The sequence below is a fragment of the Tsukamurella paurometabola genome (genome assembly GCF_900631615.1).
Taxonomy (GTDB): Bacteria; Actinomycetota; Actinomycetes; order Mycobacteriales; family Mycobacteriaceae; genus Tsukamurella; species Tsukamurella paurometabola_A.
On record NZ_LR131273.1, the window covers coordinates 2,212,508 to 2,230,619 of the forward strand.

18 protein-coding genes are annotated in these 18,112 nt (G+C 72.9%); 12 read left to right on the forward strand and 6 right to left on the reverse strand.

Features of this window, described 5'->3' with window-relative positions; all coding sequences use genetic code 11:
* Positions 1-12: 12 nt before the first annotated feature.
* On the reverse strand, positions 13-213 hold the full coding sequence (locus ELY19_RS10975) for an MbtH family protein (protein ID WP_126196228.1): 201 nt from the start codon (positions 211-213) through the stop codon (positions 13-15).
* A complete protein-coding gene (locus ELY19_RS10980; RefSeq protein ID WP_126196229.1) occupies positions 210-446 on the reverse strand; it encodes a phosphopantetheine-binding protein in 237 nt (78 codons plus the stop codon). Before ELY19_RS10980 ends, ELY19_RS10975 begins: the two co-directional genes overlap by 4 nt.
* Positions 447-600: 154 nt before the next feature.
* Between ELY19_RS10980 and ELY19_RS10985 the strand changes: the two genes are divergently transcribed.
* Positions 601-1,497, forward strand: coding sequence for a siderophore-interacting protein (locus ELY19_RS10985; protein ID WP_126196230.1), 897 nt, complete (start codon positions 601-603; stop codon positions 1,495-1,497).
* A gap of 46 nt (positions 1,498-1,543) precedes the next feature.
* Here ELY19_RS10985 and ELY19_RS10990 read toward each other — a convergent pair whose 3' ends face one another.
* A complete protein-coding gene (locus ELY19_RS10990; RefSeq protein ID WP_126196231.1) occupies positions 1,544-2,575 on the reverse strand; it encodes an iron-siderophore ABC transporter substrate-binding protein in 1,032 nt (343 codons plus the stop codon).
* A 117-nt stretch (positions 2,576-2,692) separates the two neighbouring features.
* Here ELY19_RS10990 and ELY19_RS10995 point away from each other — a divergent pair, with 117 nt between their 5' ends.
* From ELY19_RS10995 to ELY19_RS11030, 8 genes are read left to right on the forward strand one after another with little or no spacing between them, the layout of a single operon-like run.
* Positions 2,693-3,985 carry a lysine N(6)-hydroxylase/L-ornithine N(5)-oxygenase family protein gene (locus ELY19_RS10995; RefSeq protein ID WP_126196232.1) on the forward strand — a complete coding sequence of 431 codons (1,293 nt, stop codon included), beginning with the start codon at positions 2,693-2,695 and terminating at the stop codon, positions 3,983-3,985.
* Positions 3,985-4,920, forward strand: coding sequence for a methionyl-tRNA formyltransferase (locus tag ELY19_RS11000; protein WP_126198794.1), 936 nt, complete (start codon positions 3,985-3,987; stop codon positions 4,918-4,920). Before ELY19_RS10995 ends, ELY19_RS11000 begins: the two co-directional genes overlap by 1 nt.
* A 16-nt stretch (positions 4,921-4,936) precedes the next feature.
* Positions 4,937-5,686, forward strand: coding sequence for an SDR family oxidoreductase (locus ELY19_RS11005; RefSeq protein WP_126196233.1), 750 nt, complete (start codon positions 4,937-4,939; stop codon positions 5,684-5,686).
* On the forward strand, positions 5,683-7,371 hold the full coding sequence (locus ELY19_RS11010) for a (2,3-dihydroxybenzoyl)adenylate synthase (protein ID WP_126196234.1): 1,689 nt from the start codon (positions 5,683-5,685) through the stop codon (positions 7,369-7,371). Before ELY19_RS11005 ends, ELY19_RS11010 begins: the two co-directional genes overlap by 4 nt.
* On the forward strand, positions 7,368-7,991 hold the full coding sequence (locus ELY19_RS11015; RefSeq protein ID WP_126196235.1) for an isochorismatase family protein: 624 nt from the start codon (positions 7,368-7,370) through the stop codon (positions 7,989-7,991). Before ELY19_RS11010 ends, ELY19_RS11015 begins: the two co-directional genes overlap by 4 nt.
* Positions 7,988-9,088 (forward strand): isochorismate synthase, encoded by a 1,101-nt coding sequence (locus tag ELY19_RS11020; protein ID WP_126196236.1) that lies wholly within the window; start codon positions 7,988-7,990, stop codon positions 9,086-9,088. The genes ELY19_RS11015 and ELY19_RS11020 overlap by 4 nt, the downstream gene beginning before the upstream one ends.
* A gap of 2 nt (positions 9,089-9,090) precedes the next feature.
* Complete coding sequence (locus ELY19_RS11025) at positions 9,091-10,800, forward strand: ABC transporter transmembrane domain-containing protein (RefSeq protein ID WP_227966734.1); 1,710 nt, start codon at positions 9,091-9,093, stop codon at positions 10,798-10,800.
* A complete protein-coding gene (locus ELY19_RS11030; RefSeq protein WP_126196237.1) occupies positions 10,797-12,572 on the forward strand; it encodes an ABC transporter ATP-binding protein in 1,776 nt (591 codons plus the stop codon). Before ELY19_RS11025 ends, ELY19_RS11030 begins: the two co-directional genes overlap by 4 nt.
* Before the next feature lie 33 nt (positions 12,573-12,605).
* On the opposite strand, the gene ELY19_RS11035 is transcribed toward ELY19_RS11030, so the two are convergent.
* Complete coding sequence (locus ELY19_RS11035; RefSeq protein WP_126196238.1) at positions 12,606-13,256, reverse strand: TetR/AcrR family transcriptional regulator; 651 nt, start codon at positions 13,254-13,256, stop codon at positions 12,606-12,608.
* Positions 13,257-13,343: 87 nt separating this feature from the next.
* On the opposite strand from ELY19_RS11035, the gene ppk2 reads away from it, so the two are divergent.
* The 3 genes from ppk2 to ELY19_RS11050 are packed head-to-tail and all read left to right on the forward strand — an operon-like array spanning position 13,344 to position 16,037.
* On the forward strand, positions 13,344-14,282 hold the full coding sequence (ppk2, locus tag ELY19_RS11040) for a polyphosphate kinase 2 (RefSeq protein WP_126198796.1): 939 nt from the start codon (positions 13,344-13,346) through the stop codon (positions 14,280-14,282).
* Positions 14,283-14,334: 52 nt separating this feature from the next.
* On the forward strand, positions 14,335-15,201 hold the full coding sequence (locus tag ELY19_RS11045; protein ID WP_126196239.1) for a hypothetical protein: 867 nt from the start codon (positions 14,335-14,337) through the stop codon (positions 15,199-15,201).
* Entirely contained in the window at positions 15,195-16,037 is an 843-nt protein-coding gene (locus ELY19_RS11050) for an alpha/beta fold hydrolase (protein ID WP_126196240.1), read from the forward strand. Before ELY19_RS11045 ends, ELY19_RS11050 begins: the two co-directional genes overlap by 7 nt.
* A 414-nt stretch (positions 16,038-16,451) precedes the next feature.
* On the opposite strand, the gene ELY19_RS11055 is transcribed toward ELY19_RS11050, so the two are convergent.
* Together ELY19_RS11055 and ELY19_RS11060 are read right to left on the reverse strand one after the other, a co-directional pair.
* Entirely contained in the window at positions 16,452-17,144 is a 693-nt protein-coding gene (locus tag ELY19_RS11055; protein ID WP_197716014.1) for a L,D-transpeptidase family protein, read from the reverse strand.
* Between the two features lie 28 nt (positions 17,145-17,172).
* Positions 17,173-18,012: a helix-turn-helix transcriptional regulator gene (locus ELY19_RS11060; RefSeq protein WP_164711579.1), complete on the reverse strand. Its 840-nt coding sequence runs from the start codon at positions 18,010-18,012 to the stop codon at positions 17,173-17,175.
* Positions 18,013-18,112 lie beyond the last annotated feature (100 nt).

Here is an 18,112-nt window from a genome sequence, read left to right on the forward strand (position 1 = left end):
GCGGTGTGTCGGCTAACGGGGGAGGTCGGCGCGCTGCGGACGGAGGTCGGTCCACGCGGCCTCGATGTGCCCTCGGCACTCCTCGCGCGAGGCCGGGCCGAACTCGACCGTCCAGCCGGCGGGCACGTCGGCGAAGCGGGGCCACAGCGAACGCTGCTGCAGCGCGTTGCGCAGAACGAGGAAGCCGGCGTCCGGCTCGTCGAACGGGTTCATCCGCGGGCCACGAGCCGCTGCCAGTGCGCGAGCTCCGGCTGCTCCGCGAGATCGGGGAACTCCAGCTCGGCGGCGCCCGCATCGCGCCACCGCTGGATGAGCGTCATCACCCGCACCGAGTCCAGGCCCAGGTCGAAGAGGTTGTCGTCGTCCGCGATGGATTCAGCGGGCACCTGCAGCAACTCGGCGACATCGGCGCGCACGCGGTGTGCGGTCAGCGGGGAGGTGGACATATCGGAAACCGTCTCCTTGGGGTAATCTGCGGTGCGGTCAGGTAGGTAAGCCTACACTTTGCTTGTGGGTGTCTCGCGTGCCGGACCACGCCGCTGTCCGTTCGCCGCGGAGCGGGTTCGACCCGTGACGCGGCCCGACCGTCCGGAGTGACTCATGAAGTGGAACGATTTCGTCCTGACCCTGACCGCGACCTCGCAGGTCGCCGAGAACCTGTTGCGCCTCGAATTCGAAGTCGGTGACGGCAGCGCCGCGGGATACGTTCCGATCACGCCCGGCGACGAGTCCATCGCCTTCTACTTCTCGCCCGACGGCACCGAGCTGAGTGCCCGTCCGTCGGACGATCCCGGCGCGCTCGGCGGCTGGGAGATCGCCGATCCCGAGCGCAGCCTCGGTCACCGCAACTACTCCGTGCGCGCGTACGACCCGGCGACCCGCCGCATGCTGATCGACGTGGCCGAGCACGGGCACGGGCCCGCGATCGACTGGTTCCGTGCCGCCCGCCCCGGCTGGCGACTGCTCGCCGCCGGCCCCCGATCCTGGTACGAGCCCGCCGCGGACGCCGCGCGGCACGTGCTCGCGGGCGACCTCGCGGCGCTGCCCGCGCTCGCCCGGATCCTGGAGGAGACCCCGGCCGGTGTGGACGTCACCGTCATCGCCGAGGTCCTCGACCGCACCGAGATCGCCTATCTCCCCGACCGTCCCGGAACCGAGATCATCGAGCTGATCGGCACCGGCAACGGCGCCGCGCCGAGCCGCCTGCCGGAGGTGCTGCGCACCGTCGACCTGCCGACCGACGGCTACCTGTGGCTGGCCGGAGAGGCGGCGGACACCCGCGCCGCCAAGAAGCACGTGCGCGCTCTCGGATGGGCCCGCGACCGCGCCGACATCGTCGGGTACTGGCGCCACGACGCCGAGGCGTGGACCAAGCGGTTCGAGGCGGCGGGGGAGGAGCGGCTGCGCGCCGTCTTCGCCGACGCCCTCGCCGCGGGCAAGTCCCGCGACGAGGCGACCGACCTTTACGAACAGGCCCTCGAGGCCGCGGGGTTGTAGGGCTGTGGCGCCGCCGGACGGAGCCGCCCGGCGGCGCTGTGCGGGGTCAGCCCGCGTTCTTCGCGGCCGCCGAGAGCGCCGGCACGTAACGATCCAGCAGCCACAGCAGGTCGAGCACGTTGGGCGAGCTCACGGCGTAGACGAGCGGCGGATCCGTGAGGGGCACGTAGGCCCTCCGCTGCACGGCCTTCAGGCTCGCGAACGACGGGTTGCCCTCGGTCGCACCGCGCTTCGCCGGATCCAGGTACCACGAGGTGAGCACGTCGGCGTTGTACTTCGGTACGTTCTCCCAGCTCACCGGCGCAGCGAACTTGCCGGGCGGGGTCGCCTCGCGCAGCGACGCCAGCTCGGGCAGCACCGTGAATCCGAAGCTCTGCAGCAGCTGCACGCGCGGATCGGTGTCGAAGTAGAAGTTCAGGCCGTCGGAGGTGGTGCCGCTGGCCGCCGCGACCGTCTTCCCGGCGAACTCCGGATGCGCGCCCTTCACGTCGGCGATCCGCTTGTCGGTCTCCGTGATCAGGGTCTTCGCCTCGGCATCGCGGCCCAGGGCCTTACCGACGAGGGTGGTCTGGTCCTGCCAGGAGGTCTGCCAGTTGCGGCCCGGCTGCGCGACCGTCGGCGCGATCTTGCTCAGCTGCGCGTACTGGTCCGCGGTGAGGCCGGACTGGACGGCGAGGATCACGTCGGGCTTGAGTGCCGCGATCTGCTCGAGCGGCAGCGACCGGCTCGACTCGGCCAGCAGGACCGGCTCGGCGTCGCCGAGCTTCTCCTGCACCCAGGGCATGATCCCGCCGCCGCCTTCGCCGAGTTCCGACGTCATGTCGCGCATGCCGACCGGCGTCACGCCGAGGGCGATCGCAGCCTCGGTGCTGCCCCAGCCGAGGGTGACCACGCGTTCGGGGCGTGCCTTGATCTCGGTGGTGCCGAGCGCCGATGTGATCGACACGGGGAAGCCCGCGTCGCTCTGGGCGCGCTCGTCGGCCGGCGAGCCGGTGCCGCACGCCGCGGCGCCCATGACCAGCGCAGTCGTGGCGACGACGGCCGCAACGGCGCGGGCGGGTCGGAAGGTCCGGAACACGGTTTCTCCTTTGCTACGGGGTGGCTGTGTCACTGGACACAAGCCTTTCCCGGACTGGCGAATACTCTCTGGTTTCAGGTATGCCTATCCTATCTAGGTCGTCGACGAGGGAGATACATGGGACAGCAGCACGCGATCACCGATGTGGTCGGGATCGGGGCCGGACCGTCCAATCTGGGGCTCGCCGCAGCCGTCGACGAGCGGAACCGGACCGGCCTGCCGCCGCTCGCGATGACCATCCTCGAGCGCAAGCCCTCCTTCGCCTGGCACCCCGGCATGCTGCTCGACGGTGCCACGATGCAGATCGCCTTCCTCAAGGACCTGGTGACTCTCCGCAACCCGCGCAGCCCGTTCACCTTCCTGAGCTACCTGGAGGCGCGCGGCCGGCTCGTGGACTTCGTCAACCACCAGACGTTCTTCCCGACCCGCGTGGAGTTCACCGACTACCTCTCGTGGGTGGCCGAGAACGTGGCCGCCCGCATCGACTACGGCACCACCGTGACCGCCGTCGAATCGGTGGACGGCGCCGTCGACGGCGCGCGCTGGCTCGTCCGGTACACCGGTCCCGACGGTGACGGCGCACTGCGCGCCCGGTCCGTCGTCGTGGCCACCGGCCTGCGTGAGCGGCTGCCCGAGTGGGCCGCCGCGGGACCGCGGCTGTTCCACAACCACCGGCTGCTCGAGCACCTCGCCGCCGCGGACCTGGATCCCGCGGCGCCGCACCGGTTCCTCGTGGTGGGCGGCGGACAGAGCGCGGCCGAGGTGGCCCAGTACCTGCACCGCAGCTACGCGAACGCCGTGGTGGAGAGCGTCTTCAACTCCTACGGTTTCCAGCCCGCCGACGACAGCCCGTACGCGAACCGGGTCTTCGATCCCGCCGCCGTCGACGACTTCTACGGCGCGCCCGCCGGCGTCCGCGACGAGCTGATGGCCCGGCACGCGACCACCAACTACGGCTGCGTGGACATCGAACTCATCAACGAGCTGTACGCCGTCGAGTACCAGGAGAAGGTCTCCGGCCATCGCCGGCTGCTGATGCGGCCCGCCACCGTGGTCACCTCGGCGGTGGCGTCCGACACCGGCGTGCGGGTCACGCTGCGAGACCGGATCGCCGACGCCACCACCGGTGAGGACTACTCGGCCGTCGTGTGCGCCACCGGGTTCCACTCGATCGGCGTCTCCGACGTGCTCGCCGGGTGGGACGTCGCGCCCGAGCGGATGAGCGTCGGCCGCGACTACCGGCTCACCGTCGACGGCGAGCCCGTCGACGGACTGTACGTCCAGGGCGCCACCGAACCCACGCACGGCCTCGGCTCGACGCTGCTGTCGAACGTCGCCGTCCGCGCCGGGGAGATCCTCGACGGGATCACCGCCGACGCCCACCTGACCACCGTCGCGAAGGGAGCATGATGCGCGTCGTCACCTTCGGCTTCCAGACCTGGGGCCACCGCACACTGTCCGCCGTCCTCGATGCCGGCCACGAGGTCGCGCTCGCCGTGACCCACCCCGTCTCCGACAATCCCTACGAGCGGATGTGGAACGACTCCGTCGAGGAGCTGGCCGCCGAGCGGGGTGTGCCGGTGCACCTCGCGAAGAAGCCCGACGACGCTCTCTTCGAAGCGGTCTCGGCCGCCGCGCCGGACATCATCGTCGCCAACAACTGGCGCACCTGGCTGCCGAGATCGATCTACGACATGCCGCGCCTGGGCACCCTCAACATCCACGACTCCTTGCTCCCGAAATACGCCGGCTTCTCGCCGCTGATCTGGGCGCTCATCAACGGTGAGACCCACGTCGGCGTCACCGCACACCTCATGGACGAAGGACTCGACACGGGGCCGATCATCGCGCAGGAGTCGGTCGCCGTCGGTCCCACGGACCGCACCGTCGACCTGTTCCACCGCACCGTCGACCTGATCGGGCCGCTCGTCGCCCGGTCGCTCCGAGAGCTGGAAGCCGGGACGGCGCAGCCGATCCCGCAGGACCCCGCCGCCGCGACGTACTTCCACAAGCGTTCCGACGCCGACAGTGCGATCGACTGGTCGTGGCCCGCCGACGCGATCGAGCGGCTCATCCGCGCCCAATCCGATCCGTACCCGAACGCCCACACCGTCTTCCGCGGCGAGCGGCTCGCGATCACGGCGGCCTCCGTGTCCAGCAAGCGGTACGGGGGCACGCCCGGCCGCGTCTGCGTGCCCGACGGCGACGGCATCGCCGTCGTCGCCGGACCCGACGCGTGGCGCGGCGGCAACCCCGCCCTCGTCGTCGAGCGGGTCCGCACCGCCGACGGCGCCGAGCACCCCGCCGCGAAGATCCTCGCCGATTCCGGCGCCTATCTCGGCTGATCCGGGGAAGCGAGACATGCACACATTCATCACCGGCGCCGCCTCCGGGATCGGCGCCGCGACCGCGCTGCGGCTCGCGCGACGCGGCCCCGTCGCCCTCGCCGACCGCGACGCCGACGGGCTCGTCGCGACCGCGCGCGCCGTCGCCGCGGCGGGCGGCACCGCCACCTCGCACGTCCTCGACGTGACCGACGCGGACGCGGTCGCCGCCGCGCTCGACGCCGCCGAGACGGCCGGCGGCCCCGTCGACGCCCTCGCGCACTGCGCGGGCATCCTGGTCGCCGGGCCGCTCCTCGACACCCCCGCCGAGGACTGGGCGTCCGCCCTGGCGGTGAACCTCACCGGCACCGTCCACGTGCTCACCGCTGCCGCCCGGCGGATGGCCGAGCGCGGCGCCGGCGCCGCCGTGATCGTCGGCTCCAACGCGGGGAACGGCCCGCGCGTCGGCCTGGGCGCGTACGGCGCGTCGAAGGCCGCCGCGCACAACGCGGCCCTGACGCTCGCGCTCGAACTGGCCGGCAGCGGCGTGCGGATCAACGTCGTCGCCCCCGGCTCCACCGCCACGCCCATGCAGACCGCGTTCGGCGGGGCCGCCGCCGCGGAGGCCGCGATCGCGGGAGACCTCTCCCGGCACCGGCTGGGCATCCCGCTCGGGCGGATCGCGGACGCCGACGACATCGCCGGCGCGATCGACTACCTGCTCTCGCCCGATGCGCGGCACGTGACCGCGCAGGTACTCACCGTCGACGGAGGCGCCACCGTATGACCAGCACCGAGACCCGCTACTTCCCTGAGGAGTTCGCCGAGCGCTATCGCGCGGCGGGCTACTGGACCGGCGAGACCTTCGCCGGTTTCCTGCCCGAGGCCGCGGAGCGCTTCGGCGACGCCGAGGCGCTCGTCGCCCAGGACGTCGCCGGCGCGCCGGTGCGACTGAGCTACCGCGAGCTGGACACGGCGGCGGCCATGACCGCGGCGGGATTGCGTGCCACGGGGATCGCCGCCGGCGACCGGGTGGTGCTGCAACTGCCGAACACGGCGGAGTTCGTCACCGTGCTCTTCGGGCTGTTCCGCCTCGGGGCGGTCCCGGTCTTCGCGCTACCCGCGCACCGCCGCAGTGAGCTCGTGCACTTCGTGCGCACCGCCGGGGCGAAGGCCCTGATCACCGCGGCGACCATCAACCGCTTCGACCACCGCGCGCTGGCCGCCGAGGTCGCCGCCGAGACCGGCGCCGAGGTGCACGTCGTCGATGACCTGACGTTCGGCGCCACGGCGGGGGAGACCGCCGCCGATGTCGACGGCGCCTCCGGCGCCGGGATCGCGAGTGGGGCGCCGGCCACCGTCGACCCCGAGGGCCTGGCGTTCCTGCAGCTCTCCGGCGGCACCACCGGCGTGCCCAAGCTCATCCCGCGCACGCACGCCGACTACCTGTACTCCGTCCGCGAGTCCGCGAGGATCTGCGGACTCGGCCCCGGCAGCCGCTTCCTCGTGGTGCTGCCCGTGGCGCACAACTTCCCGATGAGCAGCCCCGGCATCCTCGGCGTGCTCTGGGCCGGCGGCACCGTCGTGCTCGGGACCGACCCGGCACCGCCCCGGGCCTTCCCCCTGATCGAGGCCGAGAAGGTGACGATGACCTCCCTGGTACCGCCGCTCGCGATGCTCTGGCTGCAGGCCCGAGCAGGTGGCGGCGCCGGCGCGACGGCTGATCTGAGCAGCCTCGACGTGCTGCAGGTCGGCGGCGCGAAGTTCCCGCCCGAGGCCGCCCGGCGCGTGGCTCCCGAGCTCGGCTGCCGGCTGCAGCAGGTCTTCGGCATGGCCGAGGGCCTGGTCAACTACACCCGCGACGACGACCCCGAGGACCTGGTCCTGGGCACCCAGGGCCGCGCCATCTCGCCCGACGACGAGGTCCGCGTGCTCGACGACGACGGGAAGCCCGTCGCCGACGGCGACCCCGGCCACCTCTGGACGCGGGGCCCGTACACGATCCGCGGCTACCTCGGAGGTGTCGACGCCGAATCCTTCGACGCCGAGGGCTTCTACCGCACCGGCGACATCGTGCGCAGGCTGCCGAGCGGGCACCTCGTGGTCGAGGGCCGCGCCAAGGACCAGATCAACCGCGGCGGCGAGAAGATCGCCGCGGAGGAGGTGGAGAACCACCTCCTGGCCCACCCGCTGGTGATCGACGCGGCGATCGTGGCCGTCGCCGACGAGTTCCTCGGCGAGCGGACCTGCGCCGTGCTCCTCACCGGTGACGACCGGCCCACCGTGCCCGACGTGAAGAAGTTCGTCCGCGCCCGCGGCGTGGCCGAGTACAAGGTGCCCGATCGGGTGGAGTTCGTCGCCGAATTCCCCACGACGGGCGTCGGCAAGATCAGTCGCCGCGAACTGCGGCGCGCGCTGGCGGACCTCGTCCGGCGCGAGGACGAGGCGCGCAAGAACGAGGAGAAGCTGTGAGCCTGCCCAGAACGGTCGCCTACGACCTGCCCGAGATCGAGTGCCCCGACACCGTCGACTGGACGGTCGAACCGGCGCGCGCCGTCCTGCTGATCCACGACATGCAGGAGCATTTCGTCGGCCCGTTCGAGCGCGACGCGGAGCCGCTGCGCACCGTCGTGCCGAACATCGTGGCGCTGCGCGCCGCGGCCCGCGCGGCCGGCGTGCCCGTGGTCTACACGGCGCAGCCCGGCGATCAGGACCCCGAGGAGCGGGCGCTGCTCACCGACTTCTGGGGACCCGGCCTGAAGACGGCGAACCAGGACATCATCACGGAGCTGACCCCCGCCGACGACGACGTCCTGCTCACCAAGTGGCGCTACAGCGCCTTCGCCAAGTCGGACCTCGCCGAGCGGATGCGGGCCTGGGGCCGCGATCAGCTGGTCATCGCCGGCATCTACGCCCACATCGGGATCATGACCACGGCCCTCGACGCCTTCATGCGCGACGTACAGCCCTACGTGGTGCGCGACGCCGTCGCCGACTTCTCCGCACAGGATCACGCCAACGCGCTCACCTATGTGGCGGGCCGATGCGGCAGAGTGGAGACTACGAGCAAGGTTCTGGAGGCACTGCGATGACGGCGAGTACGAGCGGGGAGAGCGGCCATCCGCACTTCCTGCTGACCGCCGCCGGTCAGCGCCTCGCCGCCCGCGGCACCGTCGCGACCTTCGTCGACCCGCACGCCGCTGCCGCGGCCCTGCGCGCCGGCACCGCCCCCGCAGTGGTGGGCGCGCTGCCGTTCGACCTCGACGATCCCGCCGCGCTGACGGTGCCGGAGCAGTTCGGCGACGCGGCGCCGGGCGCCGGGCGCCCGGCGGGCGGCGCACCCGCCGACCTGCCGACCCTGACCCAGACCGCCCAGCACCCCGCGCCCGCCGAGCACGTCGACCGGGTGCGCCGCGCCGTCGCCCTCATCGACGCCTCCGAGCTGCAGAAGGTGGTGCTCGCCCGCGCCGTCGACTTCGAGGCCGACGCCCCGCTCGATCCGCTCGCGGTGGCCGCCGCGCTCGAGCAGCGCGACCTCGAGGGCAACGCCTTCGCGGTGGACCTGCGCGCCGCCGGCGGCGGCTACCGCGGCCGCTGGCTCGTCGGCTCGAGCCCGGAGATCCTCGTGGGCCGCATGGGCAACACCGTCTTCTGCCACCCCTTCGCCGGGACCGCGACCTCGCCCGAGGGCCTGCTGGACTCGCAGAAGGACCGCGAGGAGCACGCCTACGTCGTCGACGAGATCGCGGCCGCGCTCGCGCCGCTCTGCGCCGAACTGGACGTGCCCGCCGCGCCGTCGGTCACCCGCGCCGGACCGGTGTGGCACCTCGGCACCAAGATCGAGGGCCGGCTCGCCGACCCCGCGACCAGCGCGCTCGACCTCGCGCTCGCCCTGCACCCGACCCCCGCCGTGTGCGGCTTCCCGCGCCGCACGGCCGCCCGCGCCATCGCCGAGATCGAGGGCGAGCGGGGCTTCTACGCCGGCGCCGTCGGCTGGACCACCGCGAACGGCGACGGGCACTGGCGCGTCAGCATCCGGTGCGCCGAGCTCGACGGTGCGCGACTGCGCGCCTACGCCGGGGGCGGCATCGTCGGGGCGTCGGACCCGCAGGCCGAGCTCGCCGAGACCCGCAACAAGCTGCGGACCGTGCTGGGGCCCTTCCGCCTCACCGAGACCGCGCGGAGCTGAGCGTGGCGGACTGGACCGGCAGCCGGCTGCCGGTGTTCTTCGAGGCGCCCGAGCGGCAGCCGGAGCACCGGCCGATCCCGGTGGACGCCGACACCACGCCGCGGCAGCTGGTGCTGCGGACCATGCTCGGCGACCGGGCGCGCACCCTGCCCGCGGGCCTGCTCATCGTCGGGCACCAGGTGGGCGAGGCGCTGGTTCCCGTCGTGATGGGCCTCGCCATCGACCGCGCCGTCCGGACCGGGGACTGGGCCGCCACGCTCCGCTGGGTGCTCGTGCTCGCGGTCCTGTTCGCGTTCCTCTCGTTCAGCTTCCGGTTCGGTTCCCGCATCGGCTTCCTCGGCATGAACACCGTGCAGCACCGGCTGCGCACGCAGGTCACGGACCGGATCCTCGATCCCCGCGGCCTGGGCGGCGGTCACTCGCCGGGCGTGCTGCTGTCCATCGCGACCTCCGACGTGCAGCGCCTCGCCATGTCCGTCGCGCTCGGGCTCTACCCCGTCGGCGAGTTGGCGGCGATCGTCTTCTGCGGCGCCGTGCTGCTGTCCATCTCCTGGCAACTGGGCCTCCTGGTGCTGCTCGGCGCACCGGCGATGCTGTGGTGCCTCGACAAGGCCGGCGGCTCCCTCCGCGCCCGCAGCGAGGCCGAACAGCGCGCCGCCGGCGAGGCCGCCGGCGCCGCGGCCGACCTCGTCGCCGGGTTCCGCGTGGTCAAGGGCATGCACGCCGAGGCCGAGGCGGACCGTCGCTACCGGTCCGCGAGCGCCCGCGCCCTCGCCGCGGTGATCCGGGCCCGCCGCTCCGAGGGCGTGTACGTGGGCGCGATGGAGGCCGTCGCCGCGGTCTTCGTCGTGCTGGTGGGCGTGCTCGCCGGGCTCAAGACCGTGCACGGCGACCTCACCGTCGGCCAGCTCATCACCGTGGTGGGCCTCACCCAGGTGGTGATGGCGCCGCTGCAGGCCATGGGCACCAACGTCGGCAAGTTCTGGGTCGCGGGCAATGCCTCGGCCACGCGCGTGCTCATGGTGCTGCAGGCGCCCTTCGCCCGCGACGAGGGCGTGCTGCACGCGCACGACGGGGAGGACGTCCCCGTGCGCGTCACCGGCGTCCCCGCCGGGGAGGGCGTCGTCGACCTGGAGTTCCCGCCCGCCGGGGTCACCGCCGTCGTGTGCGGCGCCGAGACCACCGCCGCGGCGACCGCGCTGCTCGCGCGCACCGGCGCGCCGCGACCGGGCGCGACGGTCACCGTCGGCGGCACCGACCTCTACACGCTCACCCAGCCCGCGGCGCTGCGGACGGTGCGCGTCGCGCCCCACGCCACCACCCTGTTCGAGGGCACCGTCGAGGAGAACGTCGCCGCCGGGGGCGCGCCCGACCGGGTCGCCGCGGCGCTGCTCGCCGCCGCCTGCGACGACGTCCTCGACGTGCTGCCCGACGGGCTGCAGACGTCGGTCGGCGAGGCCGGGCGGCTGCTCTCCGGCGGCCAGCGGCAGCGCGTCGCGCTGGCCCGCGCGCTCGCCACCGACACCCGGACGCTGGTGCTCGTCGACCCCACCAGCGCCGTCGACTCCGTCACCGAGGCCGCTATCGCCGACCGGCTGGGTGCCGCTCGCGAGGGCCTCGCCACCGTGATCTTCACGTCGTCGCCGACGCTGATCGCCGCCGCCGACACCGTCCTCACCGTGACCCCGGCCGGAGCGGAGGTGCACGCGTGAGCGCTCCCCCGACCGGAGCCACCGGCACGCTGCCCGTCGCCGACGGTGCCGAGACCTTCCGCTACGCCCGCGGCCTGCTGGCAGGGAAGCGGGGCACCCTCGCGCTCGTCGTCGTGGTGCTGCTCGCCGGGGCGGCGCTCGGCCTGGCGGTGCCGTGGGGCTTCGGCGCCATGGTGGACGTGGCGATCGACGGGGGCGGGTACCCCGCCGTGCTGCGGATCGGCGGGCTCATGGCCGCCGCGGCGATCGCGTCCGCGGCCCTCACCGGCGCCGGCATCGCGCTCTCGGCGCGACTCTTCGAGACGGCGCTCGCCCGGCTCCGCGAGTCCATGGTCGGCGCCGCCCTGCGGCTGTCCCAGGCCCGCGTCGAGGACGCCGGCTCCGGGGATCTCGTCTCCCGCGCCACCGACGACGTCGGCGTGGTCAGCCAGGCCATCTCCCGCGGCGTACCGGCGCTCGCCCGCTCGGGCTTCTCCGTCGCGGTGACGGTCGCCGGTTTCGCCGCCCTCGACTGGCGCTTCCTCGTCGTGGTGCTCGTCGTGCTGCCGGTCTACGTGCTCGGCGCCCGCATGTACGTGCGGACCGCGCCCCCGGTGTACCGGTCCGAGCGGGCCGCCATGGCGGAACGGGCGCACCACATGCTCGGCTCGATCCGAGGCCTGCCCACCGTGCACGCCTACGACCTCATGGACCGCGCGAGCCTGCGTGTCGGTGACGGCTCCTGGCGGGTCGTGCGGTGGAGCATGCGCGCGCGGATCGTGCAGAACCGCCTGTTCGGGCGGGTCAACCTCGCCGAGTTCGTCGGGATGGCGGCGATTCTGCTGCTCGGCGTCGCGCTGGTGGCCGGCGACCTCGTCACCGTCGGCGCGGTCACCACCGCGATGCTGCTGTTCCTGCGGCTGTTCGGGCCGATCGGCGCGCTGCTCATGGTGATGGACGACATCCAGTCCGCGGGCGCCTCGCTCGCGCGGATCGTCGGCGTGATCCGCCTCGCCGACGACGAGGCCGCGGGCCCGGCACCGTCGGGGACGGTGGACGTGAGTGACGGCCCGCCCCGCGTGGAGGTCGACGGGCTCGCGTTCGGCTACGGCGACGGGCGCCGCGTGCTCGACGGGGTGACGGTGCACCTGGAGCCGGGGGAGACGGTCGCCGTGGTCGGCACCTCCGGCGCGGGCAAGACCACCCTGGCTGCGCTCATCGCCGGCGTGCACGTGCCCCGGGCCGGGACGATCCGGATCGGCGGCACCGACCTCGCGGACCTCCCCGACGCCGCGGCCCCCGTGCTGCTCACGCAGGACGTGCACGTCTTCGCCGGCACCCTCGCCGAGGACCTGCGGATGGCGGCACCGTCGGCCTCCGACGCGGACCTGCGCGCTGCACTCGAGCGGGTGGGCGCCGCCGAGTGGGTGGCGCTGCTCGACGACGGGCTCGAGACCGTGGTCGGCGCCGGCGGCCACGCCCTGACGCCGCAGCGCGAGCAGCAGCTCGCGCTGGCCCGCCTCGTGCTACTGGACCCGACCGTCGCGATCCTCGACGAGGCCACGGCCGACGCGGACAGCGCCGACGCGGATGTACTGGAGGAGGCCGCGCAGGCCGCGCTCGCCGGGCGCACCGCCCTCGTCGTGGCGCACCGGCTCAGCCAGGCGGCCCGGGCCGACCGGATCCTCGTGATGGAGCGCGGCGCCGTCGTGGAGCAGGGCACGCACGACGAGCTGCGGCGCGCGGGCGGACGGTACGCCGCCCTGTGGGCCGCGTGGAGCCGGCACCGGTGAGGTGACGGCGGGCCGTCGCCCGGCGGCGGACCGTCAGGCGCCGTGGAAGGCGCGGTAGATCGCGGAGCCGTAGAACGCGCCGATCCGCTCGGAATCGCCGCGCCATCCCGGCCCGGCGTCGTCGGGGCGGCCGGCGAGCATCGACCGCACGGCGGCCTCGCAGGCGGACACGAACAGTTCCATGAGCATGGGCAGCTTCTCGTCGAGGTCCTGCATGTCCCACCAGCGGACGAGGGCGGGCCGGATCCACTCCTCGGCCTGCTTCGCCAGCGTCGCGCGGGCCCCCCGGACGCGGTGCACGACCTCCGGATCGGTGACGCCGGAGAACAGCAGCTGCCACGTGTCGGCCCGCTCGTTCACGGCGTCGAGCAGCCCGCGCATGCCGATGATGAACGCGGTCTCGGGATCCTCGCCGTGCGCGTTGTGCAGCGACGTGAGGACGTAGGTCATCATCGTCTCGGTCTCGCGGTCGAGCAGCTCGGTGATGAGCGCGACGCGGTCCGGGAAGCAGGAGTAGATGACGGGGCGCGTGACCTGCAGGCGATCGGCGACGGTGCCGATGGTCACGGCGGCGAGGCCGTCGCGCGCGGCGATCTCCAGCGCGGCGTCGAGGACCTGGGGGCGGCGACGCTCGGGCCCGAGGTGCTCGGCGCGGCGGCGCCCGCGGTTGGCGGTGGTCGGCATTCCGCACAGTTTACCGACCGTGGCACACCGCCCGTTCATGCGACGTTCACCCGCCGGTCCGAGCGTGCCCGTACCGTTCCGCCCGTGATGGATCTCGACCTGCCCGTGGGCATCGACCTGAGCGCGGTCAGCGGCCGCGAGGCACTGCAGCGGATCGTGGACCTGCGGGCGACCGAGGGCTTCTCCGTGAACGACGACGATGACGACGATCCCGTGCTGCTCACGCCCGAGCGGCACGTCGTCGACACCTGGCGCGAGGGCTACCCCTACGCGGAGCGGATGCCGCGCTCGGAGTACGAACGCGACAAGCGGCTGCTGCAGATCGAGCTGCTCAAGCTGCAGCGCTGGGTCAAGGACACCGGGCAGCGCCTGGTCATCGTGTTCGAGGGCCGCGACGCCGCGGGCAAGGGCGGCACCATCAAGCGCTTCATGGAGCACCTCAACCCGCGTGGCGCGCGCGTGGTGGCGCTGGTCAAGCCCACCGAGCGCGAGGCGGGCGAGTGGTACTTCCAGCGCTACATCGACCACTTCCCGACCAAGGGCGAGATCGTCCTGTTCGACCGGTCCTGGTACAACCGCGGCGGCGTCGAGCGGGTCATGGGCTTCTGCTCCGACGAGCAGCACGAGCGCTGGACGCACCAGGTGCCGCTGTTCGAGAAGATGCTGGTCGAGGACGGCATCGACGTGACCAAGTTCTGGTTCTCCGTGACGCAGCTCGAGCAGCGCACCCGCTTCGCGATCCGCCAGATCGATCCCGTGCGGCAGTGGAAGCTCTCGCCGATGGACCTGGCCTCGCTGGACAAGTGGGACGCGTACACCGCGGCGAAGGAGGAGATGTTCGCCGCGACGGACACCGACTACGCGCCGTGGACCGTGGTCAAGAGCAACGACAAGAAGCGCGCCCGCCTCAACGCGATGCGCTACATCCTCGACAAGTTCGACTACGACAACAAGGACATGGACGTCCTCGCGACCGGACCCGATCCGCTCATCGTCGGGCGGGGCCGCGACCTCATCAGCGACTGACCGTGCGCCGAGCGGACCGGGCCCGGCGGCACCGTCGAGTACCGTTGTGGCCGTGCGTTCTCTGACGGCCTTCCTCCTCGTTCTCGTGGCGATAGCGGCCACGTTCGTGGCGGTCCCCGCCGCCTGGGCGAAGAACACGGTGCTCGACCGCGCCGAGTTCACGAAGCTCATGGAGCCGCTGGGCCGCGATCCGTCCGTACAGGACGCGATGGCGCAGGAGATCGCCCAGCAGGTGCAGCGGCTGCTCACCGAGCAGGGCGACGCCCGGCCGCCGCTCGAGGCGATCACGCCGTACGTCTCGACCTACGTGCACGGACCGCAGTTCCCGGGCGCGTTCACCGAGGCCGTGGGCCAGGTGCACACGTGGCTCCTGGTGCGGCCCACCGCGGAACAGCGGCTGCGCGGCGCCACCACCGCGGAGATCGATCTCGCGCCGATGATCCGGGACGTGGCCGCCGCGAACAACGTGAAGGTCACCGTGCCGGAGCGCGTCACCATCGACCTGTCCGGGACCGGCGCGAACCGGGACCTGTTCCGGGCCGGACGGTACGCGTCCATCGCCGACACCATCCGGTCGGCGGCGTGGATCGCCCCGCTGACGGCGCTGGCCGCGGCGCTGCTCGCGCTGCTGGCCGCGCATCGCCGCGGCTTCATGATGTTCTACCTGGGGCTCGGCGTCGCGGTCGCGGCGGGAGTGACCTGGATGCTGTGCGTCGCGGCACCGTCGTACGTGACCAGCCGCAGCGGGACCGGCGGGCTGAGCCCCGTGGTGGACGCCGCGCTCGGGCAGGTGACGAAGAGCCTGACACCGTGGATCGTGACCGAGGCGGCGATCGGCGGCGCGCTGGCGCTGCTGGGACTGATCTTCGGTGGGCTCGGCGCCGTCGCGGCGCGGCGGGCGGAACGGCGCGCGTGGTGAGGTCGACCGCGCGGCCGACCGTCGCGACGCTCACGTACAAGGACGGGACGACGAACCCCGTGCGGATATTCCGCGGGCCCGATCCCGCGGCGCCCGTGCTGATGATCTGGCCCGGTGTGAACGTGCCCGCCGGGTACTTCGACGACTTCGGGCGCGGGCTCATCGACGCGGGCTTCAACGCCGTGGTCTCCGAGCTGCGGGGCCAGGGGGATTCGCGGCCCCGCGGTGCCACCGGCACACACGGTTTCCAGGACGTGGTGACCGAGGACTACCCGGCAGTCTCCGCGCTGGCGCGGCAGAAGTTCCCCGGCGCGCCGCGGATCCTGCTGGGGCACAGCCTCGGCGGGCTGATGGGGGTCATGTACGCAGCGCGGGCCCGCCGTAACCTGGCCGGGGTGATCCTCATCGCCTGCGGCACGGGCTATTACAAGCTCGACGGGCTGTCGGGTACCGCGCGCCGGATCGGGACGTCCGTCGCCGCGCGCGCCGCCGCTCGACGGGGCCATTGGTCCGGCCCGGACGGCCTCGGCGAGGTCCCGAAGGGCATCGTCCGCGACTTCGACCACCTGGTGCAGACCGGGGACTTCAACGTCTCCGGGGCCGATGTGGACTACGAGGCGCGCATCGCCGGGACACGAACCCCCGTGCTCACCGTCGCGATCGCCGGCGACGAGTTGGTGTCGGAGAAGCAGTCGCGGTTCGTGGGGGAGAAGTTCCCCGAGTCGACGCACCGCCGGATCTCGGATCCCCTGGGGCACAACCAGTGGATCCTCTCGCCCGATGCCGTGATTCCCGCGCTGTCGGGGTGGATCGCGCAGTCACTGCCGCGCGGCTGAGGGGCACCGGCTACCGAGTCCGCCGCGCCGGTGAGTAGTCCCGCACGGAAGCGATGCGCGCGACGCATGCCCTGTGAATGTGCTGGTCAGCGCGGTAACTTGACGATCGGGCCATGCAAGGGCTGCATAGCCTCTCGCGGATTGGCCGCGGTACGCATACGGCGACGCGCAGGCGTCGACCGGGGGCCGGCGTTCGGGAGAGTCGGCGTGGCGTGGGGACGACCCGCGTGGGGTGTACCGCGCGGGAACGTCGCTCGGGACGGAATCGGTGATCGGTGCGAGGGAATCCGTGGTGGGAATGCGTTTCTCGCATAGCCTGATCCGCGAAATCTGTCTTTGACCAGGGGGTTCTAGGGTATGCGTCGCACGCATCGCTTCTCTGCGCGACTACACCCCCAAGCCCGAGGTCACGGATCAGCCCGCGAGGCCGGTGACCAGGACCGGGTTGTGGGCGGGCGCCAGCCATTTCAGCAGGGTGATCATGCCTTCGCGGCTGATCGCGACGCAGCCGAGCGTCGGCTTGCCGTCGGTGACGTGCAGGAACATCGCGCCGCCCTTGCCCGGCGTGTGGCTCGGGTTGTTGTCGAAGTGCACGGCGTAGTCGTAGACGGGGCCGGCGTCGTAAAGGTTCTCGCTCTCGGGCCCGGGGCTGGCGGCCTGCACGACCATCCGGTCGTAGGTGGGGGAGTTGACGTTCCCGTCCCACCAGTGCTGATTCGTCACCTTCGTGTACGGCAGTGTGGTGCCGGGGTTGTCCTGCCGGCCGAAGGCGAGATCGAGCCGGAAGACGCCGAACGGTGTGCGGGGCACCCCGTCCTTGCCCTCGCCGATGCCCTGCTGCCCGACCTTGCCGGGGACCGGCCCGTAGACCTTGGTCCAGCCCTGTTCGAGCTGTGCCCACGCCGAGACCTGGACATCGGTGGCGGAGAACGACGGTGCCGCCACCGTGATGACCTCGCGGGCGGTCGGTGCGGCCGCGACGGCGGCGTCGAGCAGCGCCTTGTCGGCGTCCGCCGCAGCGGCGTGCGGGACGGTCAGCGACGTGGCGACCGCGGCGGCGGGCAGCGCTGCCAGTCCCACCAGCACCTGACGCCTCTTGAGCAACATGCGTCACAGTATGGCACGAGCTGGAGTTTCACGTGAAGCTGACGCCGCCGCGGCGGACCACCTCGTCGAACTGCCGCTGCGCCTCGTCGTCGAAGGGCAGGTAGACGGCCAGGAAGGCACCGTCGAACCGGTCGAGGAGGTAGCGCGCGCTGGCGAACCGGATCCACCCCACCGGCGGGCAGCGGAAGCGGTGCTCGGCCGGGGCGACGCCGACCTCCTGCGACTCCCACGCCGCCGCGATGACGGGGCTGCTGCCCGTGACCTCGGCGATGAACCGCTCCCACTCCGGCTCGCCGACGTGGCGGCCGTACGCGTGCCTGACCTGGGTGACCATCGCCGCGAGGTACTCGGGATCGGCGACGGGGTGCCGGGTATCGGCGGCGCGGCCCATCTTGTACAGCGCGTTGCGCTCGAGCCCGGCGGTGGTGGCGACCCCGCGGAACAGCAGGTGGAAGGCGGGGCTCCCCGCGATCAGGTCGTACCGCTCGCTGAACACCGCCGCGGGCGTGCTGGTGCCGAACCGGTCGAGGACCCGACGGGTGACGGCGTCCACGTCCGCCGGAGCCGTGTCCGGACGGCGGGCCACGGGCACGCCCGCGAGGCGGTACAGGTAGTCGTGCTCCTCGCCCGTGAGCCGGAACAGTCGCGCGAGGGCGTCGAGGACCTGCGTCGACACCGAGATCCGGCGACCCTGCTCGAGCCACGTGTACCAGGTGAGGCCCACACCGGCGAGGGCCGCGACCTCCTCCCGGCGCAGGCCGGGCACGCGGCGGGCACCGGTCCGGGGCAGGCCCACGTCCTCCGGTGTCAGCGCGTCGCGCCGCGCACGCAGGAAGGCGCCCAACTCGCCGTTCCGTTCGCCGCCCACCGTGCCAGCATTCCGTGGATCGCCGCGATTGTCATGGCGGCCGGCGCCGCCCGGGTGGTGGTGGCGGTACCAGGATGATTCCCCTCCTGGTGCCGGCGCG

What these genes read in the sequence shown, in the direction of transcription:
- ELY19_RS11055 (WP_197716014.1), bottom strand. Translation starts at nt 17,144, where the DNA reads ATGTTGCTCAAGAGGCGTCAGGTGCTGGTGGGACTGGCAGCGCTGCCC.
- ELY19_RS10980 (WP_126196229.1), bottom strand. Translation starts at nt 446, where the DNA reads ATGTCCACCTCCCCGCTGACCGCACACCGCGTGCGCGCCGATGTCGCC.
- ELY19_RS11005 (WP_126196233.1), top strand. Translation starts at nt 4,937, where the DNA reads ATGCACACATTCATCACCGGCGCCGCCTCCGGGATCGGCGCCGCGACC.
- ELY19_RS11020 (WP_126196236.1), top strand. Translation starts at nt 7,988, where the DNA reads ATGACGGCGAGTACGAGCGGGGAGAGCGGCCATCCGCACTTCCTGCTG.
- ELY19_RS10995 (WP_126196232.1), top strand. Translation starts at nt 2,693, where the DNA reads ATGGGACAGCAGCACGCGATCACCGATGTGGTCGGGATCGGGGCCGGA.
- ELY19_RS11000 (WP_126198794.1), top strand. Translation starts at nt 3,985, where the DNA reads ATGCGCGTCGTCACCTTCGGCTTCCAGACCTGGGGCCACCGCACACTG.
- ppk2 (WP_126198796.1), top strand. Translation starts at nt 13,344, where the DNA reads ATGGATCTCGACCTGCCCGTGGGCATCGACCTGAGCGCGGTCAGCGGC.
- ELY19_RS11010 (WP_126196234.1), top strand. Translation starts at nt 5,683, where the DNA reads ATGACCAGCACCGAGACCCGCTACTTCCCTGAGGAGTTCGCCGAGCGC.
- ELY19_RS11035 (WP_126196238.1), bottom strand. Translation starts at nt 13,256, where the DNA reads ATGCCGACCACCGCCAACCGCGGGCGCCGCCGCGCCGAGCACCTCGGG.
- ELY19_RS10975 (WP_126196228.1), bottom strand. Translation starts at nt 213, where the DNA reads ATGAACCCGTTCGACGAGCCGGACGCCGGCTTCCTCGTTCTGCGCAAC.
- ELY19_RS10985 (WP_126196230.1), top strand. Translation starts at nt 601, where the DNA reads ATGAAGTGGAACGATTTCGTCCTGACCCTGACCGCGACCTCGCAGGTC.